Below are 23,655 nucleotides of genomic sequence, written 5' to 3'. Positions count from 1 at the left end.
AGCCCCTACCCGCACGCCGTCCCGGAGGTTCCATGCCCTCGCTCCCCCGTCCCATCGCCCGCCCGAACGCGCGGCGCGGCGCCGCACTCGTCGCCGCTGCGGCATCCGTCGCCCTGCTCGCCGCCTGCGCCCCCGGCGCCCAGGCCGGCGACGCCGGCACCCCCGACGCGGATGCCGCGTCATCCGGCTTCCCCCTGACCGTCGACAACTGCGGCACCGAGGTGACGTTCGAGCAGGCGCCCGAGCGCGTCGTCACGATCAAGTCGTCGACGCTCGAACTGCTGCTCGCGCTCGGCCTCGAGGACCGCATCGTCGGCGCCGCGTTCACCGACGGCCCCGTGCCCGACGAGGTCGCCGGCGCGGCGGACGGGATCGAGATCCTCTCCGACCGGGTCCCGTCGCAGGAGGCGACGCTCGCCGCGGAACCCGACCTCGTGTTCGCCGGCTGGGAGTCGAACCTCACCGCCGAGGGCGCGGGCGACCGCGGCACGCTCGAGCAGCTGGGCGTGCACACCTACGTCGCGCCCGCGGCGTGCCAGGGCGACGGGTACCGGCCCGACCCGCTGACCTTCGACGGCGTGTTCGCCGGCTTCGAGGAGGCCGGGGCGATCTTCGGCGTCCCCGACGCCGCCGCCGCGCTGGTCGCCGAGCAGCGCGACGCCCTCGACGCGATCGACCCGAGCGACGCCGGCCTCACCGCGCTCTGGTACTCGTCGGGCGACGACCAGCCGTTCGTCGGCGCCGGCACGGGCGCGCCGCAGATGATCATGGAGGCCGCAGGGCTCGAGAACGTCGTCGCCGACGTGCGCGACTCGTGGACCTCGCTCTCGTGGGAGGCCGTCGTCGACGCCGACCCCGACGTGATCGTCCTGGTGGATGCCGCGTGGAACACCGCCGAGTCGAAGATCGAGAAGCTCGAGTCGAACCCGGCCACCGCGGCGATGCCCGCCGTGCAACAGGGCCGCTACGTGATCGTCGACTTCCCCGCGACCGAGGCCGGCGTGCGCAACGTCGACGCGGTCGCCTCCATCGTGGAGCAGCTCGAGGGGCTCTGATGACGGCGCAGGCGAGCAGGGCGACGGATGCCGCGGGGCGGGGCCCCGCCGCGTCGGCGCCCGCGCGCCCGCCGGGCCCGGCGCGGCCGCCGGGCGGCGGGCGGAGGGCCGCGACGGCGGTCGGCGCGGGCGTCGCGCTCGTCGTGCTGCTCGCGGCATCCGTCGTGCTCGCCGTCACCATCGGGCCGGCCGGGCTCGCGCCGGCCGACGTGCTCGCCTCGATCGCCGCGCACCTCGGGCTCGGCGAGCCGACGCTGACGCCGCTGCGCGACGGCATCGTGTGGGAGCTGCGCATGCCGCGCGTGCTCACCGCCGCCGCGGTCGGCGCAGGGCTCGCGCTGTGCGGCGTCGTCATGCAGGCGCTCACCCGCAACCCTCTCGCCGACCCGTACCTGCTCGGGCTGTCGTCGGGCGCGTCGGTCGGCGCGGTGGTCGTGCTCGTGCTCGGCATGGCGATCGCGCTGCCGGCGGCGGCGTTCGCGGGCGCGCTCGCCGCCCTCGCGGCCACCCTCGGACTGGCCCGAGCGGCGGGCGGGCTGAGCCCGACCACGACGGTCCTCGCCGGACTCGCGGTCTCGGCGGTGTTCGGCGCGGTCACGAGCCTCGTCATCTTCTGGAGCGCCACGAACGACAGCTACCGCGAGATCCTCAACTGGCTGCTCGGCTCGCTCTCGGGCGCCGACTGGCCCTCGGTCGCGCTCGCGGGAGGGGCGCTGCTCGTCGTCGGCGTGCCGCTGCTCGCCTCGGGGCGCACGCTCGACGCGTTCGCGTTCGGCGACACCGCGGCATCCGCCCTGGGCGTGCACGTGCCGCGCACGAGGGGGCTGCTGCTCGTCGCCACCGCCCTGCTCACGGGGGCGCTCGTCGCCGTCAGCGGCGCGATCGGCTTCGTCGGGCTGATCCTGCCGCACGCCGTCCGCCTCGTCGTCGGGTCGCGGCACCGGGCCCTGCTGCCGCTGTCCGCGCTGGCGGGCGCGGTGTTCCTGGTGTGGGTCGACACGGGCGCGCGCACGCTCTTCGATCCGCGCGAGCTCCCCGTCGGCATCCTCACGGCCCTGGTCGGCGGTCCGGTGTTCGCCGCGCTCCTGCTGCGCGCACGGAGGGCGTCGTGAACGCCCTGCGGCCCGGAGCCGGGCTCGAGGCGTCGCGCGTCTCGTTCGCCCGCGGATCACGGCTCGTCGTCGACGGGGTCGACCTCACGGTGCCGCGCGGGGCGGTCGGTGCGGTGCTCGCGCCGAACGGGGCCGGCAAGTCGACCCTGCTGCACCTGATCGCCGGGGTCGAGGCGCCGGATGTCGCGGCGCTCACCCTCGACGGCGACGACCTCGTGTCGCTGCGCCGTCGCGAGCGCGCGCGCCGGATCGCGCTCGTCGAGCAGGACGCCCAGGCGCCCGACGGCCTGCGCGTCGACCACGTCGTCGGCCTCGGGCGCATCCCCCACCAGTCGGCGTGGGGCGGCGACACGTCGCGCGACCGCGAGGTCGTCGCACGGTCCCTGCTCGCGGCCGGCGCCGCCGAGTTCGCGGGCCGGCGCTACGACGAGCTGTCGGGCGGGGAGCGCCAGCGCGTGAACCTCGCGCGGGCGCTCGCGCAGGAGCCCGAGCTGCTCCTCCTCGACGAGCCCACGAACCACCTCGACATCCGGGCGCAGCTGGCGACGCTCGCGCTGCTGCGCCGGCTCGCCGACGACGGGCTGAGCGTGCTCGCGGCGCTGCACGACCTCTCGCTCGCGGCCTCGTACGCCGACCACGTGGTCGTGCTCGCGAGCGGGGTCGTCGTGGCGGCGGGCGAGCCGTCGGCCGTGCTGACGCCCGAGCTCATCCGCGCCGTCTGGGGCGTCGAGGCGCACGTGCTCGCGCACCCGGTGACCGGTCGCCCGCTCATCGCGTTCGCCGACCGGGCCGAGGCGGCGCCGGCCGGGGAGGCGTCGGCGCGCGACGCCGCCGAACGGAGCCCGGGCGTCGTACGCTGAGGCGATGGACGGACCGAGCGAGAACCGGCGGGCGCTGCTCGAGTCGGTGGCCACCGAGTTCCTGCAGCACTCGTGGCGGGGGCGCCGCCTCGTCGCGGTCGAGGGCGCCTCGGATGCGGCCGCCGCGCGGTTCGCCGACGACCTCGCAGCGACCCTCGCCGAGCGCGGGCAGCGGGCCGTCCGCCGCTCCGTCGGCGACGTCGACGAGGCCCTGCTCCGCCGCGACACGGTCGAGCCGTTCCGCGCGGGTGCGCTGGCGGGCGCCGAGGACGACGACGCGGTGCTCGTCGTCGACGGCCGACGCCTGCTGAACGACGCGGTCCGCGGCATCTGGCACTTCACGATCTGGACCCTCGCCGACGGCGAACTCCCGCACGCGGGCGTGAACGTCGACGTGGACGTGACCGACGAGTCCGCGCCGAGGCGGTACTACTACGACCTCTGCAAGCTGCCGCCGAGCATCGGCGAGCGCCGCGCCGCGTCGGGCTAGCCTCCCCGTACCGTTCTTCGGAGAACCGACGGATCATCGGACGGATCCCCGGAATCGATCCGATCCCGGGTCGATTCCCGAAGAACGCACCTCCCGTGGCATCCGCTACGAGAGGATGTCGCGCGTGGCGAACCGCCATGCGGCGAGGCCGCCGAACACGACCACGTAGGCGCCCTGCAGCAGGGCGTTGTCGGCGAACGAGTCCCACGACGGCGGGGAGCGCAGCAGGTCGGCGAAGTCGAACCACCGGTCGGTGAACAGGATCGGGTGGATCCACTCGAGCTGCGGGATGGCGCCGACGATCTGCGCCGACACCGCCAGGATCGCCGTCGCGGCCATCGCCCCCACCGGTACGACGGTGAGCGTCGACGCGAACACCCCGACCGCCGACAGCCCCAGCATCGACACCGCCACGTAGGCGCCGATCGCGAGGAACCGCAGCAGCCCCTCGCCGACCGACACCTGCCCGCCCGACAGGAGCGTCACCGGCCCGATCGGGAACAGCGCCCATCCGACGAGGGTGCCCACGACCACGACGGTGAGCGCCGCCGCGAGGCAGAACGCCGCGGCGACGAGGTACTTCACGGCGAGCAGGCGGATGCGGCCGGCCGGGGCGATCACGAGGTACCGGAGCGTGCCGTGGCTCGCGTCGCCCGCGATCGCGTCGCCCGAGACGACCGCGATCGTGAGCGGCAGGAACAGGGGCGTCGCGACGACCAGCGCCGTGACGCCGACGAACAGGCCGTTGCCGGCGACCTGGTCGAGGAAGGCCGGACCGCGTCCCGTGCCGGCCGGGCCGGCGATGCGGATCGCGACGGCGATCAGGATCGGGATGAGCGCGAGCGCCCCGAGCATCGCCCACGTGCGCCAGCGCCGGAACAGCGTGACCAGCTCGGAGGCGAACAGCGACACCGTGCCGCCCGCACGACCGCGACGAGCGGATGACGCGACCCGGCCGTCGGCGGACGAGTCCCCCCGGGCCTCCACCCGCGATTCAGGCGACGACATCGAAGCCCTCCCCCGTGAGCTCGACGAATCGCTGCTCGAGGCTCGTGCGGCGCACCCGGAAGCCGCGGACCCGCACCCCGTCGGCGACGAGCGCGGCCACGATCGCCTCGGGTTCCGGCGGGGGCGCCGACGAGCCGCCGGGCGCCGCCTCGAGCCGCGCGGTGACGACGGCGCCGCCGGACGTCGCGCCGTCGGGCGCCTCCCCCGTGTCATCCGCGGGAAGCCGCAACCGCTCGAGCGTCGCGCGGGCGGCCGCCGGGTCGGGCGTCTCGACCTCGACCCGCACCTGCCCGGCGCGGCGGAACTCCTCGAGCGTGCCCTGCGCGACGAGCCGGCCGGCGCTCATCACGCCGACGTGCGTGCACAGCTGCTCGACCTCGGCGAGCAGGTGGCTCGACACGAACACGGTGGTGCCGTCGGCCGCGAACGAGCGGATCAGCGACCGCACCTCGCGGGTGCCCTGCGGGTCGAGGCCGTTCGTCGGCTCGTCGAGCACGAGGAGGTCGCGCGGCATCAGCAGCGCGTTCGCGAGCCCGAGCCGCTGCTTCATGCCGAGCGAGTACGCGCCGGCCTTCTTGCGGGCCGCGTGGGTGAGCCCGACGCGGTCGAGCGCGGCGGCGACCCTGGCGGCACGCGTGGCGGGCGGCGCGTGCCGGTCGGCGGCGTCGAAGCGTCGCAGGTTCGCCGCGCCCGACAGGAACGGCGCGAACGCAGGCCCCTCGACGAGGGCGCCGACGCGCGGCAGCACCGTGTCGAGCCGCTTCGGCATGTCCTCGCCGAGCACCTGCGCCTCGCCCGCGGTCGCGCCGACGAGGCCGAGCAGCATCCGGATCGTGGTGGTCTTGCCCGATCCGTTGGGTCCGAGAAAGCCGAACACCGACCCGCGCGGCACGGCCAGGTCGATGCCGTCGACGGCGGTCTGCGCGCGGAAGCGCTTGGTGAGCCCGCGCGTCTCGATGGCCAGGTCGCCCGTGCCGCCCAGGTCGCTCACCGGCGGTCCGTCAGCGGTCCGCGGCGGCGTACTCGACGAGCGCGTCGACGGGCACCGACCCGGCGAGCACGCGGCCGTCGTCGGTGAGGAGCACCGACAGCAGCGAGGTCTGCAGCGCCCGGCCGCCCTCGACCGGGGTGGTCAGGGCCTCGAGCGCGGCGGACGCCTCGGCGAGCTGCTCCTCGGTGGGGCCCGTCCCGCCCGCGCCGGCGTCGTCCCCGGCCTCGGCCCGGTGCTCGGCCATGGCGGCGGATGCCGCCTCGGCGTCGACCTCGACGACCGTCGCCCAGCCCTCGCCGTGCACGATCGGCCGCGGCACGTCGCCGTGCGCGTCGGGGGCGACCCCGTCGTCGCCCTCGGCGCGCGCCTCGGCGTCGGCCTTCCACTGCGCCCACTCCTCGGTGGACGGGATCGGCCACTCCTGCTCGGTCACGGCGAACCCGTCCGCGGGCTCGAACACGAGCACCGAGGCGTCGGGCGCGGCGAACGACACCTCGGTGAATCCCGTCGAGAACGCCGGGTCGCTCGCGCCGCGCGCGGTGACGGATGCCGCGAGCGCGGCCCCGTTCTCGCCGTCGATCGCGATGCGGACCTCGCCGACGAGGGTCTCGTCGGTGCGCGGCTCGAGGACGAGCTCGTAGGCGTCGCGACCGGCCACCCGCCCGTCGGTGCCGACCGACACCTCGGTCGTCTCGTCGAGCCGGTCGAGCGCGCGGTCGAGCACCTGCTGCGGGGTCGGCAACGACTCGCCGGCCTCCGCCTCAGCCTCGTCGGCGAGCCGCTCGGCCTCGGCCTCGAGGTCGGCCTCGATCGCGTCGAGGTCGGCGTCAGCCGGCACGGTGAACCGCGTGGCGGTCTGCGTCTCCGAGTCGACGAACCACGTCTCGTCGGGGGCGAGGTAGAGGTTGCGCTCGGCCATCCGGTCGAGCACCTGCAGGCGGGCCCGGTCGCCGTCGAGGTACACGTTCGCGTCGAAGCTCCCGGTGGCGATCGCGAGCAGGTCCTCGAGGGTGGCGGATGCCGCGGCATCCGCGTCGTCGCCCTCACCGGACCCTGCACCCATGCCGCCGCCGGTGATCGCGCCCAGGTCGGGCAGTCCGAGCTCGGAGCGCTGCTGGATCGCGCCCGACAGCGCGTCGACCTCGCTCGCCTTCGCGAAGGCCAGCAGTTCCTCGGCCGTCTTGTCGGGCAGGTCGACCGCGGCGACGGCCTGCATCGGCACCAGGACGGCGGCCGCGATTGCGACGGGCACGCCGAGGGCCGGAACGAGGACGCGGGCGCGGAGTCGGGTCGGCCCGCCGGTGCGTGGGCTCATGGCTTCAGGCTACGCCTGTCCACGCGACGGATGCCCTGATCCGGGCGAACTGACAGGTGCCCCGGTCGCGGGCGCCGGCCCGCGCGCCGCCGGTCCGCGCGCGCACGGCCGCGGCGCGTCAGCCGCGAGCGCGCAGGCGGGGCGCGAGGTCGCGCTCGAACAGCTCGAGGAACCGGCGCTGATCGTGCCCTGGAGCGTGGAACACGAGGTGGTTGAAGCCCCAGTCGACGTACTGGCCGATCTGCTCCACGACCGCGTCCGGGTCGGTCCCGACGATCCAGCGCTTGGCGATCTGCTCGATGGGCAGCGCGTCGGCCGCGCGCTCCATCTCGACCGGGTCGGTGATGTCGTGCTTCTGCTCCTTCGACAGCGACAGCGGCGACCAGAACCGGGTGTTCTCGAGCGCGGCCTCCTCGGTCTCCTCGTACGACAGCTTGATCTCGATCATGTGGTCGATGGCCGACGCGTCGCGGTTGCCGGCCGCCGCGCCCTCCTTCACCGCGGGCAGCAGCTGGTCGACGTAGAGCTCCGGCCCCTTGCCCGACGTGCAGATGAAGCCGTCGCCGGCGCGTCCGGCGTACTTCGCCACCGTCGGCCCGCCCGCGGCGATGTAGACCGGCACGCCGCCGTCGGGCTTGTCGTAGATCGACGCGTCGTGGGTCGAGTAGTACTCGCCCTCGAAGCTCACCTGGTCCTCCCCGCTCCACAGCGCGCGCATCAGGCGCACCGACTCGCGCAGCCGCGCGAACCGCTCGCGGAACTCGGGCCAGTCCTGCTCGCCGGCGCCGCGGAACCCGGTGGCGACCTCGTTGAGCGCCTCACCGGTGCCGAAGCCCGCGATGACGCGATCGGGGTAGAGCACTCCGAGCGACGCGAACGCCTGCGCGAGCACCGCCGGGTTGTAGCGGAACGTCGGCGTCATCACGCTGGTGCCGATCTTCACGGTGGAGGTGCGCTCGCCGACGGCGGCCATCCAGGTCAGCGAGAACGGCGCGTGCCCGCCGGTGTGCCGCCACGGCTGGAAGTGGTCGCTCGTCCACACCGACTCCATGCCGCGCGCCTCCGCGGCGACGGCGATCTCGACGAGCTCGCGCGGGTCGAACTGCTCGGCGCTGGCCTTGTATCCGAGGGTCAGGGTCACGATGCTGCCTTCCTGTCTGCGCCGGGCGGCGCGGTCACTGCGCCCGCGGGCGCGGCCGATGGGTCGAGCGGATGCTGGGGAGCCGGTTCGGCGGCACGGCCGGCGGGGCCGGCGGGGCCCGTGGGGCTCGTGGGGCTCGTGGGGACTGCGAGGCCTGCGGGGCCTGCGGGGCCTGCGGGGCCTGCGGGTCCTGCGGGGCCCCCAAGGCCCGCGACCACCGTCGCGGTGCGCGGCCCGACGCCCAGCGCCGCTGCCTCGCCGAGTTCGCCGGCGGTGTCGACGTCGCGGCGCAGCCCCGGCCCGACGGCCCAGGGCGCGACCTCGACCAGGTCGACGAAGCCCGCGTCGCGGTGGCGCGCGGCGGAGTCGGCGCCGAAGTGCGGCGCCAGGGCGATGCCGTCACGCGCCGCGGCGAGGGTCGTCCCGGTGCCCTCGGCATCCGGCACGAAGGCGAGCGGATGCCGCGCCGCCGCGTCGAGCGCCGCGTCGAGTTGCTCGCTGCGGAGCGCCGGCAGGTCGCCGAGCAGCACCGCCACGGCGCCATCCGCCGCCCCCGCGGCATCTCGTGCAGCCGCCACCCCCTCCGCATCTCGTGCAGCCGCCACCACCGTGGCATCTCGTGCAGCAACGGGGCGATCCGCGCCATCCATTCGCCCGTTTTCTGCACGAGTTCGGGCGGAGGAGGCGGAGGAGGCGGAGGGGGAAGACGGGACGGGGAGGGAGGACGGGGCGGCGGCGCGGGCGACGGCGATGCCGTGCGCGATCGCGGCGGCGAGGCCGCGCGGACCGAACTCGGGCACCACCTCGACGCCGGGCGTCGCGCGCAGCGCCTGCTCGATCGCGGGCTCGTCCGACACGACCACGACGCGTCGCACCGTGCGAGCGGCTCGGGCCGCGTCGATCGTGTCGAGCGCGAACGCGCGGGCGAGGGCGGCGCGTTCGGCCGGCGAGAGGTCGGGCGCGAGCCGCGTCTTCGCCCCGGCGAGCGACTTCACCGGCACGACGACGGTCCAGCCCGCGGCATCCGCCGGGCCGGTCACGTGCGCAGCCCCGGGAGCACGTCGCGGCCGAACACCTCGAGGAACTCGGCCTGGTTGCGCCCGACGTTGTGCAGGTGGATGCGGTCGAACCCGAGGTCGAGGTGACGCTGGATGTGCGCGCGGTGCACGTCGGGGTCGGCGGACACGAGCATGCGGCCCTCGAAGTCCTCGGGCCGGACGGTGCGGGCCAGCTGCTCGAACTCGAACGGCGAGCGGATGTCGCTGCGCGAGAACCGCATCCCGCCGATGGGCCACTCGGTGAGGGCGTTGCGCATGGCCTCCTCGTCGGTGGGCGCCCAGGACAGGTGCAGCTGCAGCATGCGCGGCATCGCGGTGGCGTCGCGGCCGGACTCGCGCGCGCCCTCCGCGAACCGCGCGACGAGCGCCGCCAGCCGGTCGTAGGGCCCGCCCGTCGTGATCAGGCCGTCGGCGACTCGGCCGGCGCGGCGGGCCGTCACCGGCCCCGCGGTCGCGACGAGGATCTTCGGGGCGACCTCGGGCATGGTCCACAGTCGCGTGGTCTCGAGCTTGAAGAACTGGCCCTGGTGGCGCACCTCGCGCCCGGCGAGGGAGGCCGTGAAGAGCTTGCGGATCACCTCGACCGCCTCGAACATGCGCGCGATGCGCTCGTGCGCCTCCGGCCAGTACTCGCCGACCACGTGCTCGTTGAGCGCCTCGCCTGAGCCGATGCCGAGCCAGTGCCGCCCCGGGTACATCGAGGCGAGGGTGGCGCTCGCCTGGGCGACGACGGCCGGGTGCGTGCGGAACGTCGGCGTCGTGACGCCCGGGCCGAAGTCGCCCGTCGTGCGCGCGCCGATCGCGCCGAGCACGCTCCACACGTGGCCGGACTGGCCCTGCTGCGGCAGCCACGGCTGGAAGTGGTCGGTGGCCATCACCCCGCTGAACCCGTGCCGTTCGGCCAGTTCGGCGTACGCGATCGCGTCCCGCGGAGCGAACTGCTCGAGCATCGCGGCATAGCCGATTCGGACTGGCACCCCTCCATCCTGCCCCGAGGACGGATGCGGGTCACCCGCCGGCGGCCGTCCGGTCAGGCGCCGCGCAGCGGACCCTCGGCCTGCGCCTCGTCGAATCCGGCGCGATAGCCCTCGTCGTACGCCTCCTCGGCGCCCTGCCGGAACATGTCGCGGTCCGCGGGGCGCACGATGGTGCGGGCGCCCGGCAGGTCGAGGTCGCCGACGAGGTGGCCGAGCCCGCGGACGACCGCGACGGGCACGCCGGCCGACTTGCCCTTCACGAGCTCCGCGGCGCCGGCGAGCTCGTCGGCCACGCACGGCATCGTCACCGCGAGCGGCTTGCCCGCGGCATCCGCCTGCCCCCGCAGGTCGTCGAAGACGTGCACGCCGGCCGCGCCGATCGCCACGTCGGTCTGGCCCTCGCGCCACGGCCGGCCGAGGGTGTCGGAGACGAGCACGCCGACCTGCGCACCCGTGAGCGAGCGGATGCCGGTGGCCAGCGCCCGCGCGGACGCGTCGGGGTCGACGGGCAGCAGCAGCACGGTGCCCTCGGGCGCGTTCGAGGCGTCGACGCCGGCCGCCGCGCCGATCACGCCGAGCCGGTTCTCGACGATGCGCGTGACCGAGTCGCCGGTGCGTCGCGTCGCGACGACGCGCACGGTCTCGTCGGTGATCGCCTGCTCGCGATCGTCGGCCCGGACGACCCGGCCCTCGGCCTTGGAGATGATCTTCGACGTGACGACGAGGATGTCGCCGTCGCCGAGCGGCTCCGACAGGGCGCCGACGATCAGCGCGGCGAGGTCGGCCCGCTCGCCGATCTCGGGCAGGCCCTCGACACCCTCGATGCTGTAGCGCACGCGCACCCCTCCCGCTGGTCCCCTCCTGACATCTTGGCAGGAGGGGACCAGCGCTGTCAGACTGCGCACGGGGGTTCGACGAGCCCGCGGCGGAGGGAGCCGGAATGGACGGGACCGCAGCGCCGGCACGGCGGCCGGTGATCGTCTGGGATCTCGTGCTCACCATCGCGCTGCTCGTCGTCATGGTCGCCGGGGGCCTGGCGCTCGCGCTCTTCGCCTTCCTGCTGCTCGCGTTCGGCGGCGACTCGTGCGGGGCCTCCTCGACGTGCGACTACGACGTGATGACCAACGGCGCGTTCGCCGCGATCGGCGGCGTCGTGCTGGCCGGCGTCGCAGCGCTGGTCGGCGCGATCGTGCTGCTCGTGCTGCGGCGGCTCGCGTTCTGGGTGCCGCTGGCGGGCATCGTCCTCATGATCGCGGCGTTCTGGATCGGGGCGACGATCAGCGGCTCGGGCGTCCGGCCCATGTCGGGCTGAGTGGGCCGGTGCAAGGCCTGTCGCGAGCGGATGGCGCGGCCCTAGCATCCGTTGCATGACGAACGACCCCTCAGCCGCGAAGCTCACCGAGGAGGGCGACCCGCGGGAGGTCCGCCACGAGACCTCCGGCGAGCGCCTGGACCGCAAGTGGAACGACATCCTGCAGGAGCTGCGGGCGGTGATGACCGGCACCCAGCTCATCACGGGCTTCCTGCTCGCGGTGGCGTTCCAGCCCAAGTTCGCCGAGCTCGAGCGCGGCGAGGTGACGCTGTACCTCGTGCTCGTGGTGCTCGCGACCACGGCGACGATGCTCGGGCTCGCCCCGGTGATCCTCCATCGCCAGCTCAGCGGGCAGAAGCAGAAGGAACGCGTCGTCCGGATCGCGAACGCGCTGCTGCTCAGCCTGCTGGTGGTGGTCTCGCTCGTGGCCGCGGGCGTGGCCATGCTCATCTTCGACGTGACGGTGAGCCGCCCGGTCGGATGGCTCGCCGGGGCGATCGCACTCGTGCTTTTGCTGGTGTTCTGGATCGTGGTGCCGAGGATCGGCAAGAAGGAGCCGAAGCAGCGCTGACGCCGGTGTGGCGCCGGGGGCGCGCAGCGCCCTAGCATGAGCCTGCGGTCCGCCCGGGTCGCGTTCCGAATGACCCGAACGGACTCCCATGGCCCCTGCGCCCATGGCCCGGATGCGTCGCGCCGTCGTGCTCGCCGCCTCCCTGGCCCTCCTCGGCTCCGGCATCGCGCCGGCGCACGCCGCCGACGACGCGGCACCCGAACTCCTCCCGCCGCCCGCCGAGGCGGTCGTCGACGCGGCGGACGGCCTGAAGGCCGCCCCGCGCGAGGGTTCCTCCGCCTTCTACCTTCCGGGCGGCGACGGCGCCGTCGGGGCGACGGGCGGCCTGCGCTCGTTCTCGGCGGAGGCCGGTGCCGAGTCGTCGACCGGCACCGCCTCGATCAGCGGTCGGATCACCTACTGGGCGGACGGCGCGTCGCGCGGCGCCCTGCCGAGCGGCGTCGCGGTCGCGATCATGCAGGACGGCGGCACCGGCGAATGGTCCGCGGTCGCGAGCGCCCAGGCGGATGCGGCGGGCGCGTACTCGCTCACGGGCCTGGCGGCGGGCGACTACGTGGTCCTCGCCTACGACGACCTGCCCGGCACGCCGCTGATCTCCGAGTTCTGGGAGGACGCCCCGTACCTCTCGTGGGCGACCGTCATCACGCTCGGCGACGGCGAGTCCTTCGCAGGTGCCGATGAGCAGCTGGAGCCACTGATCAAGGACCGCATCGCCGGCGCCGACCGCTACGAGACCGCGGTCCTCGCCTCGCAGACGGCGTTCGGCGAGGGCGTGCCGTGCGTCTTCATCGCCACCGGCCTGAACTTCCCGGATGCGCTGAGCGCCGGTCCGGCCGCGGCGCACTGCGGCGGCCCCCTGCTGCTCGTCCCCGGCACCGTGATCCCGCCGGTCGTGTACGCGGAGCTCCAGCGTCTCTCGCCCGAGCGCATCGTCATCGCGGGCAGCTCCGCCGTGGTGTCGTCGGGCGTGGAGTCGACGCTGAAGGGCATCGCGCCCGTCACCCGGTACGCCGGGACCGACCGCTACGACACGTCGCGGAAGATCGTGGCGGGCGAGTTCGGCACGGCCCCGTCGGCGTGGGTGGCGACGGGGGCGAACTTCCCCGACGCCCTGTCGGCCAGCGGCGCGGCGGCGGTCGCCGACATCCCGGTGCTCATCGTGCCCGGCACCGCGTCGGCGCTCGACCAGCCCTCGGCCCAGGCGCTCGACGCGCTGGGCGTGGGGACCGTCGGCATCGCGGGCAGCTCCGCCGTGGTCTCCTCCGGCATCGAGGCGTCCATCGGCGCGCTCCCGTCCGTCCCGCAGGTGATCCGCCTCGCCGGCCCCGACCGCTACGCGACCGCACTCGCGATCGTGGACTTCGTGTGGGACGGCCAGTGGGCCGTCTACGGGTTCTCCGCCAGCGGCGCGAACTTCCCCGACGCGCTCGCGGGCGCGCCGGTCGCCGGATGGCTGTACTCGCCGCTGTACATCACCTCGGAGTACTGCACGAGCGCCGGGGTCCAGGCCGAGGTCGTCGACCTCGGCATCGCCGAGTTCTTCGTGCTGGGCAAGTACCAGCCGCTCTACTACAACGGCTGGCAGCCCTTCAAGACCTGCTGAGACCGACCCCTCCTGACGGGCGCGCCTCCACCCGGGGGCGCGCCCGTCCGCGTCTCGGGCGGACCCTAGGCTTGACCCCATGCGCATCGCCACCTGGAACGTCAACTCGATCCGCACCCGATACGGTCGCGTCGTCGACTGGATGGTGCGCGAGGACGTCGACGTCCTCGCAATGCAGGAGATCAAGTGCACGGCCGCGCAGTTCCCCCACGAGGCGTTCGAGGAGGCGGGGTACGAACTGGCGATCCACGGGCTGAACCAGTGGAACGGGGTCGCCATCGCGAGCCGCCTGCCGATCGCCGACGTGGCGACGGAGTTCCCCGGGATGCCGGGCTTCCTGAAGGGGCAGGAGGGGCCAGACCTTCCCCGCGAGGCCCGCGCGATCGGCGCGACCGTCGACGGGGTGCGGGTGTGGAGCCTGTACGTGCCGAACGGCCGCTCGCTCGGCGACCCGCACTACCGCTACAAGCTCGACTGGCTCGCGGCGCTCGCCGAGCACGCTCGCGCCGAGACGACCGCCCACCCGGAGCGGCCGTTCGCGCTGATGGGCGACTTCAACATCGCGCCGTTCGACGAGGACAACGGCGATCCGGCCGTCGTCGAGGGGGTGACGACGCACGTGTCGCCCGAGGAGCGAGCGGCGTTCTTCGCGCTGGAGGAGGCCGGCGTCGCCGACGTCGTGCGCCCTCTGGTCCCGTCCGGGTACACCTACTGGGACTACAAGCAGCTCAAGTTCCCCCGGAACGAGGGGCTCCGCATCGACTTCATCCTCGGGTCCGGCCCCCTCGCCGACGCGGTCTCGCACGCCTCGATCCACCGCGCCGAGCGCAAGGGCGACGGGCCCAGCGACCACGTGCCGGTGCTCGTCGAACTCGACCTCGCCCACGAGGACGAGGACCTGCCGATGATCTTCGGCTGAGTGCAACCCCGCCGGACCGTTCAGGCATCGGGGTTACGCTTCGTGTGATGGAGTCCCCCACCGAACACCGCCCCGAGCCGGTGCCGTCGTCGCAGGGCACGGCAGACCCGCTGCTCGGAGCGACCCTCGACGACCGCTACCGGATCGACGGGCTGATCGGCCGCGGCGGGATGGCGGCCGTGTACCGCGCCGACGACCTGGCCCTCGGCCGCCGCGTCGCGGTCAAGGTCTTCTCGCCCGCCACCGAGGGCATCGACGACGCCGATCGCCGGAAGTCCGAGACGGCGCTGCTCGCGAGCCTCACGCACCCGTCGCTCGTCACCCTGTACGACGCGGCCAAGGATCCGGGCACCCACCGCGAGTTCCTCGTCATGGAGCTCGTCGAGGGGAGGGACCTGCGCGAGATGCTCCGCTCCGGGCCGATCCCCCGCGACGACACGGCGCGCATGCTCGCCGACCTCGCCGAGGGCCTCCACGTCATCCACTCGCGCGGCATCGTCCACCGCGACGTGAAGCCGGCGAACGTCCTGCTCGCGCCGGCGCATCTCCCGACGCGCCGCTGGAACGCGAAGCTCGCAGACTTCGGCATCGCCCGCCTGCTCGACGAGTCGCGCCTCACGGCGACGGGACGCATCATCGGCACGCCCGGGTACCTCAGCCCCGAGCAGGTGCGCGGCGAGCCCCTCGGGAGCTCCGCCGACGTGTACTCGCTCGGTCTCGTGGTGCTCGAGGCCCTCACCGGCGCGCAGTCGTTCCCCGGACCGGCGCTGGAGTCCGCGAGCGCCCGGCTCGTCCGCGACCCGGAGGTGCCGGCGAACCTCGGCCCGGAATGGACCGACCTGCTCACCGCGATGACCGCGCGGGACGCCGCGGGCCGACCGACCGCGCTCGACGTGGCGCTCGCCGCGCAGGCGCTCCAGGCCGGGGCGACGACCGCCGTGCTGCCGGGCGGCGACGACGCGCACCACCGCGATGCGACCGCGGCGACGGCGGCGACGGCACTGACCCATGCGCCCGGCGCCGCGTTCGGCGACACCACCGTGCTGCCGGCGGGCCGGACCCGCGGGGCGGCTCCTGCCGAGCCGCCCGTCGAGGACGACGACGATGCGACCGCCGCGACCCGGGTGCTCACCGCGCCCGCCCCGATCACCGCGTCGGAGCCCGAGCGGTCCGGCGGATCAGCCGCCGCCGAGCTGTGGCGCCGCCGCCCGGCCTGGCTGCTGCCCGCCGCCGTGGTCGCGACCGCGCTCATCCTCCTCGTCATCCTCATCCCGACGATGATCGGCGCACTCGCGTCCGATGCGGACCCGGTCCCCTCGCCCACCCCGCTGCCGAGCGTGCCGGGCGACCTCGGCGTGCACCTCGGCGAACTCGAGGAGGCGGTCACGCCATGACCCGCAACGTCCGCGCGGCGCTGGCCGCGGCATCCGTCGCCCTCGTCGTGGGCCTCGCCGGCTGCGCCGGCGAACCCGAGCCGGACCTCAGCCCGGCTCAGGCCGAGTCGTACCGTGCCCAGGTGGTCGCGATCGCCGAGACCTCGTCGCGGGGCGAGTACGCCAACGCCCTCGCGTCGCTCGACGCGCTCGAGGCCCAGGTCGACCAGGCCGTCGCGGAGGACGAGCTCACCGGCGAGCGCGAGCAGCGCATCCGCGACGCGATCGCCCTCGTGCGCGGCGACCTCGAGGCCGCCATCGCCGCGATCCCCGAGCCCGAGCCGACTCCGACCGCCACCGCGGCGCCGGAGTCGGACGATGACGACGACGACTCGGGTCCCGGCAACAGCGACGAGGGCAAGGGGAAGGGCAAGGACAAGGGCAAGGGCAAGGACTGACCGGGTCCGGTCAGCGCCCTCGGAACGCCTCCATGGAGCGGTAGACGCCGAACCCCTCGCCCACGACCCGGTCGAACACCTCCGTCGGCAGCATGCCGCGAAGGGCTCGCGACAATCGCACGCTCCGCGGCAGCTCGACGAGCGCGCGCCCCTCGAGCATGGCCCGCCACACCCGGTCGACGACGTACTCGGGCTCGAGGATCGGGGCGAGCACGGGCCCGCGGGCGCCGTGGAACATCCCGGTCGAGATGTACGACGGCGTGACGGTCGTCACGGTGACGTGCCGGTGGCCAGCCTGCCGGAGCTCGAGGCGCAGCGAGTCGCTCCAGCCGTTCAGCGCCGCCTTCGAGGCCGCGTAGACCGCCATGCGCGGGTTCGAGAGGGTGCCGGCCGCGCTGCCGATGTTGACGATGCGCGCCGGGCGGGCCGAGCGGATCATGCCGGGCAGGAACTCGTGCGCGACGTACATGGGCGCGAGCGCGTTCACGAGCATCGTCGGCCGCACGTCGTCGCCGGCGTGGCTCTCCCAGAAGTACCGGTTGCCGCGCACGATGCCCGCGTTGTTGATGAGCACGTCGGGATCGCCCACCTCGCGCCGGACCTTGTGCGCGGCCTTCGCGATGGCTCCGTGCTCCGACACGTCCACGGCGTAGGAGCGCACCTGCGTCCGCCCCTCCGCGGCGGCGCCGAGCTCGTCGGCGGTGCGCGCGAGCGCGGCCGCGTCTCGGTCCCACAGCACGACGGATGCCGCGCCCTCGGCCACCGCGCGCTGCGCGTAGAGGCGCCCCATGCCCGCGGCCGCTCCGGTGATCAGGATGTTCGCGCCTCGCGCCGTTCTCGCCATGCGGATCATTCTCGCAAGCGTCGGGCTCCTCGCGCGTCACCGCTTCCGCGCTGAGGGCGGGCGGGTGCACGATGGGGCCATGGGCGAACCGCGGGTGCACCTCGTTCCGATGTCCGACGCGCAGGTGGCGGCGTGGCTGCCGGTCGCGATGGCGCACTACGAGCAGGCGCGGCGCGAGGCCGGCGACACGGCGGAGGGGGCCGCCGCGGGCCGGCGCGCCTCGGAGGAGCGGTTCTTCGCGGGGGGCCGGCTGAAGGAGGGCCAGCTGCTGTACACGGTCCGGCTCGGCGACGAGGAGGCGGGTTGGCTATGGATCGGCCCGTGGGACGACGACGGCGACACGTGGTGGGTGTGGGACCTCATGGTGCATGAGCCGTTCCGCCGTCAGGGGGTGGCGCGGCGCGCGATGCTCGCGGCCGAGGACGTGGCCCGGTCCCACGGGGCGGGCTCGCTCATGCTGAACGTGTTCGCCTACAACGAGGGCGCGCTCGCGCTGTACCGCGCGCTCGGGTTCCTGCCGGCGTCGATCCACATGTCGAAGCGCCTCTGACCCGGCGGGCGCGCGACGTGTGACGCCGTGTTTCGGCTGACGTTACGTCGTGCTTCGAGGTCGCCTGACACGTTCCGGGCGGCTGGGTAGCGTCGTGCCGACCGACCCCAGTCCCACGCATCGGAGCCCGCCATGTCGACCACCGCCGCCCCCGCCGCGCCGCCGGCGCCCGCACGCGGGTCGGCCGCTGCGGTGGGCTTCCGGGGGCTGGGCCGCGCGTTCGCCTCGCCCGACGGCGGCGAGCGCGACGTGCTCCGCGGCATCGACCTCGAGGTCGCCGCGGGCGAGATCGTCGCGATCCTCGGGCCGAGCGGGTGCGGCAAGTCGACGCTGCTGCGCATCGCGGGCGGGCTCGACCGGCCCAGCGCGGGCGAGGTCTCGATCGGCGGCGCGCCGGTCGGGCCGTTCGACGTGCGCTGCGCCGTCGGCTTCCAGGAGCCGCGCCTCCTCCCGTGGCGGAGCATCGAGCGGAACGTGGCGCTCGGGCTGCCTCGCGGCGGCGACCGCCGCGCCGGCCGCGAGCACGTCGCGCGCCTGCTCGAACTGGTCGGCCTCGCCGAGTTCGCGGCCCACCGTCCGCACGAGGTCTCCGGCGGGATGGCGCAGCGCGCGTCGCTCGCCCGGGCCCTCGCCCGGAACCCGGAGGTGCTGCTGCTCGACGAGCCGTTCGGCGCGCTCGACGCGCTGACCCGCCTGAAGATGCAGGACCTCCTCCTCGACGTGCACCGCGCCGAGCCGACCACCGTGCTGCTCGTGACGCACGACGTCGACGAGGCCCTGCAGCTCGCCGATCGCATCGTGCTGCTCGGCACCGACGGCGCGACACCGGGCGCCGGCATCCGCCAGACCGTGGTCGTGCCCGGGCATCGCCCCCGCGACCGCGGGTCGGCCGAACTCGCCGAGCTGCGCGGCCGCCTGCTCGACGGCCTGGGCATCGACCGCCACGGCAGCGCCCGCGGCATCCCGACGACCACGACCATCCCCCACTACCCGTACTGAACCCCGCTGGCGCCGACCACAGCACACGGCGCCGCGGATCCGTCCCCCACCGAAGGAGCACCCATGTCCCGCACCCACCTCCTCCGCACCGCGCTCGTCGCGAGTGCGGCCGCCTCGGCGCTGCTGCTCTCGGGCTGCGTCGCCGGCGAGGGCCAGGCCGCCGAGCCGGCCGCTGCCGAGGGCGAGTCCCTCGAGGGCCGCACGCTGAACATCGACTTCGCCACCTACAACCCGCTGAGCCTGATCATCAAGGATCAGGGCTGGCTCGAGGACGAGGGCGTCGAGGTCACCTGGGTCCAGTCGGCCGGCTCGAACAAGGCCAACGAGGCGCTCCGCGCGGGGGCGATCGACGTCGGGTCGACGGCCGGCTCCGCGGCGCTCCTCGCACGCGCCAACGGCTCGCCGATCAAGACCATCGACATCTACTCTCAGCCCGAGTGGTCGGCGATCGTCGCCGGCCCCGGCAGCGACATCGACGAGGTCGCCGACCTCGAGGGCAAGACGGTCGCCGCGACCAAGGGCACCGACCCGTACTTCTTCCTCCTGCAGACGCTGGAGGCCGAGGGGCTCTCGCCCGACGACATCACGGTCGAGAACCTCCAGCACGCCGACGGATGGGCGGCGCTGCAGAACGGCTCGGTCGACGCGTGGGCGGGCCTGGACCCGATCATGGCCGGTGCCGAGGAGGCGGGCGCGAGCCTGATCTACCGCAACGTCGACTTCAACAGCTACGGCTTCCTCAACGCGACCGAGTCGTTCATCGAGGAGGAGCCGGAGCTCGCGCAGCTCGTCGTCGACGCGTACGAGCGGGCCCGCGAGTGGGCCGAGGAGAACCCCGAGGAGACGGCGGCGATCCTCGCCGAGGTCGCGGGGCTCGACGAGGCCATCGCCTCGAAGGTGATCCTGGAGCGCTCGAACCTCGATGTCGACCCGGTCCCCGGCGACGCGCAGGTGGCGCTGCTCGAGAAGATCGGCCCGGTGTTCGTCGAGCTCGGCGACGTCGCGTCGCAGGAGCAGGTCGACGAGGCCCTCGAGACGCTGATCCACGACGAGTTCGTGACCGACGCCGACCCTGCGCGATTCGCGAAGTAGGACCGGGGAGATGACGATGGCGACGGATGCCGCGAAGACGACGACCACGGATGCCGCGGGACTGCCCGACGGCTCGGTCGATCCGCGCTTCGCGGCGCCCGTCGCCGTCGGCGGGCGCCCTGCCGCCGCGGCCGGGCATCACGGGCCGTCCGGTGTCGACCGGCGAACCGAGGTCGGGCGCGATGACGCCGGCACGGCGGCATCCGTCACCCGGCCGTCGCGGCCGCGAGGCGCGCGGCGCCCGCTGACCGGTCGGCGCTGGTTCGTGGTCGTCGGCGGCGCAGTGCTGCCGATCGCGCTGCTCCTGACGTGGCAGGTCGTGTCGACGACCGGGCTCGTGCCCGTGTCGATGCTGCCGTCGCCCGAGATGGTGTGGCTCGCGGCGGTCGACCTCGCCGAGCGCGGGCTGCTCGGCCAGTACGTGGCGATCTCGACGCAGCGCGTGTTCCTCGGCTTCGCGTTCGGCGCGGCCCTGGGCCTGTTCGTCGGCGCGATCGTCGGACTCTCCCGGCTGGGCGACATCCTGCTCGCGCCGACGCTCGGGGCGCTGCGCGCGGTGCCGTCGCTGGCGTGGGTGCCGCTGCTGATCCTGTGGTTCAAGATCGGCGAGGAGTCGAAGGTCATCCTCATCGCCATCGGCGCGTTCTTCCCCGTCTACACGATCGTGTCGGCCGCGCTGCGGCACGTCGACCGGCGCCTGCTCGAGGCAGGCCGCGCGTTCGGCCTGCGAGGCGTGCCGCTGTTCGCGACCGTGCAGCTGCCCGCGGTGGTGCCGTCGGTGATCTCGGGTCTGCGCCTCGCGCTCGCGCAGGCGTGGCTGTTCCTCGTCGCGGCCGAGCTCATCGCATCGTCGATGGGCCTCGGGTTCCTGCTCAGCGACTCCGGCAACACGGGCCGCATCGACCGCATCTTCCTCGCGATCATCCTGCTGGCGGTGCTCGGCAAGGCCACCGACTCGATCGTGGGGCGGTTCGAGCGGTGGGCGGTCCGCCGCTGGGCGTGACGCGACACGGGGGCGGGCACCGTCTCGGATAGGGGCCCGTGGCCGGGCACGTTCGCGGGCGGGTCTATTGCGAAACACCGCCGCATACGCGGGGTGTTGCCGGCTTCCCGCAGGCGCGCGCACGCTGCGAGGATGAACGAGTTGCTCATCGGATACGCCCGCGTATCGACGCAAGACCAGGACCTCACGGTGCAGCGCGAGGCACTTCGACGACTCGGGGTGACGGCCGAGCGCATCTACACGGATCAGGGTTTGACGGGGACGAACCGCGAACGCCCGGGTCTACGGCAGGCCATGGCGGCCTGTCGCGACGCGGACACCTTCGTCGTGACCAAGCTCGACCGGCTGGCACGGTCGCTTCGCGATGCCCGTGACATCGTCGATGAGCTGACGGCGAAGAACGTCCGGCTCAACCTCGGCGGGTCCGTCCACGATCCGAACGATCCGGTCGGTCGGTTGCTGTTCAACGTGCTGGCGATGGTCGCCGAGTTCGAGTCCGATCTCATCCGAGCTCGCACGAGGGAGGGCATGCAGGTCGCTCGTGCCAAGGGCCGATTGCGCGGGCGGGCGCCGAAGCTCTCCGCGGCACAGCAGCAACTGCTCATGCAGGTCCATCGGGAGGGCACGCACACGAGTTCCGAGCTCAGCGACATCTTCAACGTGTCGCGAGCGACGGTGTATCGCACGATCCAGCGGCACGCCGGTGACGCCGAGGGGCACGACGAGCCGGCGGGGCCGTGATCGGTCCGCGCTGAGCGTTGCGCGCGGGCGCGCGACCTCGACGCAGCCTGCCTCCGACCGCCTGAATCACTTCGACGACGGTGGTCGAGTGCGTCGGCGCGCGCTTGAAACCCGCGGCACGCCGGCCCCGCGATGGATTCTCGCCATCGATGGGCCGGCAGGGTGACGACGTCCCGGGCTCGCTCGAGGGGGAAAGGTATCCACCGGATACCTTTCCCCCTCGTTCGACGGCATGGCGTCCGGTAGCCGATCGCTTTTAGGCGCCGAACCATCGGCGGAGCCGTCGGCGCAGAGCAGTCGGGATCGAACGCGCCGGGATTCTCGTCTGACCGCTACGTGTGGAGGTATGAACGATCCCCCGATCATCGACGACGCGGACCCGGCACCGAACGGGAGCAACTGTGCGTGGCGTCGAGCTGCCGAAATCCACCGTGAGTGAAGCTTCTCGCACCCAACCGACAGGAATGCGTCGGGCGTCAAGGTGTCGCACGAGATCCCGCTGAAGCATCTCCGCCACCGCGCGAACGTCACCGGACACCGGTGCCGCCGTTCCAGCGATCATGTCGAACGAGTACGCCGTCCCCTCGCCTGAGCGAACCGCCTGGGCGATGTCCGCGAGCGGCCAGTCCGGGTTGGCCGGCGAATCGAAGATGACGTGCCCGGTAATCCCGTCAGCGACGTCCGCGAGTTCCCGCCTTCGAGCCACGATCAGACCCTATCCGCGGACGGCGCAGCCCTGCCGCAGCGTCGCATTGACGGATCGTCCGTGCGTCGCCGGAGGACCGTTTGCGAGCCGTCGGCTACTCGACGAGGTCGATTGGCCCCAGGAAGGCTGTGAACTGTCGCGGGCTCTCGAGTTGCGCCTTCGCCTGGTCGGAATTCATCTCGTCGGGGTCTTCGGCGATCACACGTGCGAGATCGATCCGCTCGGGATTATTCACTAGCAGGTGCCACCGGACGACCGCGGACTTGTCGGTCGCCAACGTAGTCAGCGTCTCGGGCCGGAGCCGCCGTGAGGCTGCAGCCGACGATCGCACCGAGGCCACCGGATCGTGCGCGAGGCGTTCTACCTCGGCGTCCGGCAGGGCGTGGTTATGGATGATCATCGCGCGCATCCGTGGATCCGGGTCCCGGGCAAGACGGCGTGCGAGCTCGGCGTCGGTCGTCACATTCGCCACTTGCAGCCGGACACTTCGGACCGGATCGTTGACCAGCCTGCGGAGGTCTTCGGGATCGAGGTCACCGCGTGTGGCCGCCAGTTCGCGCGTGTGCGCATCTGACGCGGCTATCGCGATGGGCCGCGCGAGCGGGCTGGGGTTCGTCGCGACCGCCCAGCGCACCATGGGTTTTGGATCAGCGACCAGCGTCTCCAGCGCATCGGCAGGGGTCGCCGGATTGCTCGCGACGGCCTCGCGCACCTTTGGAGAGGCGTCGGATGCGAGCTCCCGCAGGATCGACGCAGCGGTGTCCGGGCCGGCGGCCAGCGCGGCTCTCTGGTTGATAGTGGGCACCTGGACAGCCTGCCTCACGACAGACGCAGGCCGCCAACGGGCTGCTCCTCCGGCCGACCGGCTATCGCACATGTGCGATAGAGCGCACTTCTCGCGGAGGAGTGCACTGCCGTTGAGCACCCTAGGATCGCCCGGTTGCGACGACGGCACCTACGCCTGACGAAATCGTCGCTCAGTTCATTGCCGCGGTCGTCGTATGCCTTACCGCCCTGCGGCGCGAATACGGCGCATTCGAGAGGCCGGCTGTCGACCAGCCCATGGTGCTACTGCCGCGAGATGCGGCAGGCACCGTGCGTAGTGGTGTGCTGGACGCACTCGGCCGTTTCCAGCTTCATGGACGAGGTTGCCGGTTCGAGCTGACCGATGGGAGCGAGGTCGATGTCGACTGGGCCTTCGATGGCACACTTGAGTTCGACTCGTGGAAGATCTGGATGTTCGCGAGATCGGTCGGTAGGTCGTCAATCGATCGAGAGGCGGTGCGTGCAGCGGCACAGGCGGCTCCCGCACTCAAGCAGATCAACCCCGATCTATTCACTCTCGCAAGCGATACCTTCTCGCTCTCCCGGGATCGGGACTAAACACGTTGATTCGATGCACGCCTTCATCGGCTCTCGCATAGGGATCGTCCGCGCGCCGGTGTTCGCTCCCTGTTCACCCGGTAGAGGCATCCTT

25 protein-coding genes are annotated in these 23,655 nt (G+C 73.5%); 16 read left to right on the top strand and 9 right to left on the bottom strand.

Going from position 1 to position 23,655, the window contains the following annotated elements:
- The first annotated feature begins 32 nt into the window (after nucleotides 1-32).
- Genes ACUY4T_RS06790 through ACUY4T_RS06775 form a run of 4 tightly spaced genes read left to right on the top strand, consistent with a single transcriptional unit; the run spans nucleotide 33 to nucleotide 3,517 of the window.
- Nucleotides 33-1,055, top strand: coding sequence for a putative F420-0 ABC transporter substrate-binding protein (locus ACUY4T_RS06790; RefSeq protein ID WP_446018163.1), 1,023 nt, complete (start codon nucleotides 33-35; stop codon nucleotides 1,053-1,055).
- On the top strand, nucleotides 1,055-2,167 hold the full coding sequence (locus ACUY4T_RS06785; RefSeq protein WP_446018162.1) for a putative F420-0 ABC transporter permease subunit: 1,113 nt from the start codon (nucleotides 1,055-1,057) through the stop codon (nucleotides 2,165-2,167). The genes ACUY4T_RS06790 and ACUY4T_RS06785 overlap by 1 nt, the downstream gene beginning before the upstream one ends.
- Nucleotides 2,164-3,027 (top strand): ATP-binding cassette domain-containing protein, encoded by an 864-nt coding sequence (locus ACUY4T_RS06780; RefSeq protein ID WP_446018161.1) that lies wholly within the window; start codon nucleotides 2,164-2,166, stop codon nucleotides 3,025-3,027. The genes ACUY4T_RS06785 and ACUY4T_RS06780 overlap by 4 nt, the downstream gene beginning before the upstream one ends.
- A 4-nt stretch (nucleotides 3,028-3,031) precedes the next feature.
- The gene (locus ACUY4T_RS06775; protein WP_446018160.1) at nucleotides 3,032-3,517 is read left to right on the top strand and encodes a hypothetical protein; all 486 of its coding nucleotides are present in this window, start codon (nucleotides 3,032-3,034) and stop codon (nucleotides 3,515-3,517) included.
- A 105-nt stretch (nucleotides 3,518-3,622) separates the two neighbouring features.
- On the opposite strand, the gene ACUY4T_RS06770 is transcribed toward ACUY4T_RS06775, so the two are convergent.
- The 7 genes from ACUY4T_RS06770 to cofE form a co-directional block, all read right to left on the bottom strand.
- The gene (locus tag ACUY4T_RS06770; RefSeq protein WP_446018159.1) at nucleotides 3,623-4,525 is read right to left on the bottom strand and encodes an ABC transporter permease; all 903 of its coding nucleotides are present in this window, start codon (nucleotides 4,523-4,525) and stop codon (nucleotides 3,623-3,625) included.
- The gene (locus ACUY4T_RS06765; RefSeq protein ID WP_446018158.1) at nucleotides 4,512-5,516 is read right to left on the bottom strand and encodes an ABC transporter ATP-binding protein; all 1,005 of its coding nucleotides are present in this window, start codon (nucleotides 5,514-5,516) and stop codon (nucleotides 4,512-4,514) included. The genes ACUY4T_RS06770 and ACUY4T_RS06765 overlap by 14 nt, the downstream gene beginning before the upstream one ends.
- A gap of 10 nt (nucleotides 5,517-5,526) precedes the next feature.
- Complete coding sequence (locus tag ACUY4T_RS06760) at nucleotides 5,527-6,831, bottom strand: LolA family protein (protein ID WP_446018157.1); 1,305 nt, start codon at nucleotides 6,829-6,831, stop codon at nucleotides 5,527-5,529.
- A gap of 118 nt (nucleotides 6,832-6,949) precedes the next feature.
- The gene (gene fgd, locus ACUY4T_RS06755; RefSeq protein WP_446018156.1) at nucleotides 6,950-7,972 is read right to left on the bottom strand and encodes a glucose-6-phosphate dehydrogenase (coenzyme-F420); all 1,023 of its coding nucleotides are present in this window, start codon (nucleotides 7,970-7,972) and stop codon (nucleotides 6,950-6,952) included.
- Nucleotides 7,969-9,012, bottom strand: coding sequence for a hypothetical protein (locus ACUY4T_RS06750; protein WP_446018155.1), 1,044 nt, complete (start codon nucleotides 9,010-9,012; stop codon nucleotides 7,969-7,971). The genes fgd and ACUY4T_RS06750 overlap by 4 nt, the downstream gene beginning before the upstream one ends.
- A complete protein-coding gene (locus ACUY4T_RS06745) occupies nucleotides 9,009-10,007 on the bottom strand; it encodes a TIGR03557 family F420-dependent LLM class oxidoreductase (protein ID WP_446018154.1) in 999 nt (332 codons plus the stop codon). The genes ACUY4T_RS06750 and ACUY4T_RS06745 overlap by 4 nt, the downstream gene beginning before the upstream one ends.
- Nucleotides 10,008-10,060: 53 nt before the next feature.
- Nucleotides 10,061-10,843 (bottom strand): coenzyme F420-0:L-glutamate ligase, encoded by a 783-nt coding sequence (gene cofE / locus ACUY4T_RS06740; protein WP_446018153.1) that lies wholly within the window; start codon nucleotides 10,841-10,843, stop codon nucleotides 10,061-10,063.
- A 104-nt stretch (nucleotides 10,844-10,947) separates the two neighbouring features.
- On the opposite strand from cofE, the gene ACUY4T_RS06735 reads away from it, so the two are divergent.
- The 6 genes from ACUY4T_RS06735 (at nucleotide 10,948) to ACUY4T_RS06710 (ending at nucleotide 16,243) form a co-directional block, all read left to right on the top strand.
- Nucleotides 10,948-11,319 (top strand): hypothetical protein, encoded by a 372-nt coding sequence (locus ACUY4T_RS06735; RefSeq protein ID WP_446018152.1) that lies wholly within the window; start codon nucleotides 10,948-10,950, stop codon nucleotides 11,317-11,319.
- 55 nt (nucleotides 11,320-11,374) lie between these two features.
- Complete coding sequence (locus ACUY4T_RS06730; protein ID WP_446018151.1) at nucleotides 11,375-11,890, top strand: DUF6328 family protein; 516 nt, start codon at nucleotides 11,375-11,377, stop codon at nucleotides 11,888-11,890.
- An 88-nt stretch (nucleotides 11,891-11,978) separates the two neighbouring features.
- Nucleotides 11,979-13,493 (top strand): cell wall-binding repeat-containing protein, encoded by a 1,515-nt coding sequence (locus ACUY4T_RS06725; RefSeq protein WP_446018150.1) that lies wholly within the window; start codon nucleotides 11,979-11,981, stop codon nucleotides 13,491-13,493.
- A 79-nt stretch (nucleotides 13,494-13,572) separates the two neighbouring features.
- Entirely contained in the window at nucleotides 13,573-14,412 is an 840-nt protein-coding gene (locus ACUY4T_RS06720; protein ID WP_446018149.1) for an exodeoxyribonuclease III, read from the top strand.
- Between the two features lie 47 nt (nucleotides 14,413-14,459).
- On the top strand, nucleotides 14,460-15,806 hold the full coding sequence (locus tag ACUY4T_RS06715; protein WP_446018148.1) for a serine/threonine-protein kinase: 1,347 nt from the start codon (nucleotides 14,460-14,462) through the stop codon (nucleotides 15,804-15,806).
- Entirely contained in the window at nucleotides 15,803-16,243 is a 441-nt protein-coding gene (locus ACUY4T_RS06710; protein ID WP_446018147.1) for a hypothetical protein, read from the top strand. Before ACUY4T_RS06715 ends, ACUY4T_RS06710 begins: the two co-directional genes overlap by 4 nt.
- A gap of 10 nt (nucleotides 16,244-16,253) precedes the next feature.
- On the opposite strand, the gene ACUY4T_RS06705 is transcribed toward ACUY4T_RS06710, so the two are convergent.
- Nucleotides 16,254-17,087, bottom strand: a complete 834-nt coding sequence (locus ACUY4T_RS06705) for an SDR family oxidoreductase (protein ID WP_446018146.1) — start codon at nucleotides 17,085-17,087, stop codon at nucleotides 16,254-16,256.
- A 79-nt stretch (nucleotides 17,088-17,166) separates the two neighbouring features.
- Here ACUY4T_RS06705 and ACUY4T_RS06700 point away from each other — a divergent pair, with 79 nt between their 5' ends.
- The 5 genes from ACUY4T_RS06700 to ACUY4T_RS06680 all read left to right on the top strand — a co-directional run bounded on the left by ACUY4T_RS06700 (nucleotide 17,167) and on the right by ACUY4T_RS06680 (nucleotide 21,472).
- On the top strand, nucleotides 17,167-17,637 hold the full coding sequence (locus ACUY4T_RS06700; RefSeq protein WP_446018145.1) for a GNAT family N-acetyltransferase: 471 nt from the start codon (nucleotides 17,167-17,169) through the stop codon (nucleotides 17,635-17,637).
- A 132-nt stretch (nucleotides 17,638-17,769) separates the two neighbouring features.
- Nucleotides 17,770-18,636 carry an ABC transporter ATP-binding protein gene (locus ACUY4T_RS06695; RefSeq protein ID WP_446018144.1) on the top strand — a complete coding sequence of 289 codons (867 nt, stop codon included), beginning with the start codon at nucleotides 17,770-17,772 and terminating at the stop codon, nucleotides 18,634-18,636.
- Nucleotides 18,637-18,699: 63 nt separating this feature from the next.
- Nucleotides 18,700-19,728: an aliphatic sulfonate ABC transporter substrate-binding protein gene (locus ACUY4T_RS06690; protein WP_446018143.1), complete on the top strand. Its 1,029-nt coding sequence runs from the start codon at nucleotides 18,700-18,702 to the stop codon at nucleotides 19,726-19,728.
- Between the two features lie 10 nt (nucleotides 19,729-19,738).
- On the top strand, nucleotides 19,739-20,731 hold the full coding sequence (locus ACUY4T_RS06685) for an ABC transporter permease (protein ID WP_446018142.1): 993 nt from the start codon (nucleotides 19,739-19,741) through the stop codon (nucleotides 20,729-20,731).
- Between the two features lie 132 nt (nucleotides 20,732-20,863).
- Entirely contained in the window at nucleotides 20,864-21,472 is a 609-nt protein-coding gene (locus ACUY4T_RS06680) for a recombinase family protein (RefSeq protein ID WP_446018141.1), read from the top strand.
- Between the two features lie 800 nt (nucleotides 21,473-22,272).
- Here the strand turns inward: ACUY4T_RS06680 and ACUY4T_RS06675 are convergent.
- Complete coding sequence (locus ACUY4T_RS06675; RefSeq protein ID WP_446018140.1) at nucleotides 22,273-22,983, bottom strand: hypothetical protein; 711 nt, start codon at nucleotides 22,981-22,983, stop codon at nucleotides 22,273-22,275.
- 164 nt (nucleotides 22,984-23,147) lie between these two features.
- On the opposite strand from ACUY4T_RS06675, the gene ACUY4T_RS06670 reads away from it, so the two are divergent.
- Nucleotides 23,148-23,561: a DUF6896 domain-containing protein gene (locus tag ACUY4T_RS06670; protein ID WP_446018412.1), complete on the top strand. Its 414-nt coding sequence runs from the start codon at nucleotides 23,148-23,150 to the stop codon at nucleotides 23,559-23,561.
- The last annotated feature ends 94 nt before the right edge of the window (nucleotides 23,562-23,655 follow it).

This window comes from Agromyces arachidis (assembly GCF_052805135.1).
The sequence above is the reverse complement of the archived record's forward strand: the minus strand, read 5'-3'. Positions and strand labels throughout refer to the sequence as shown.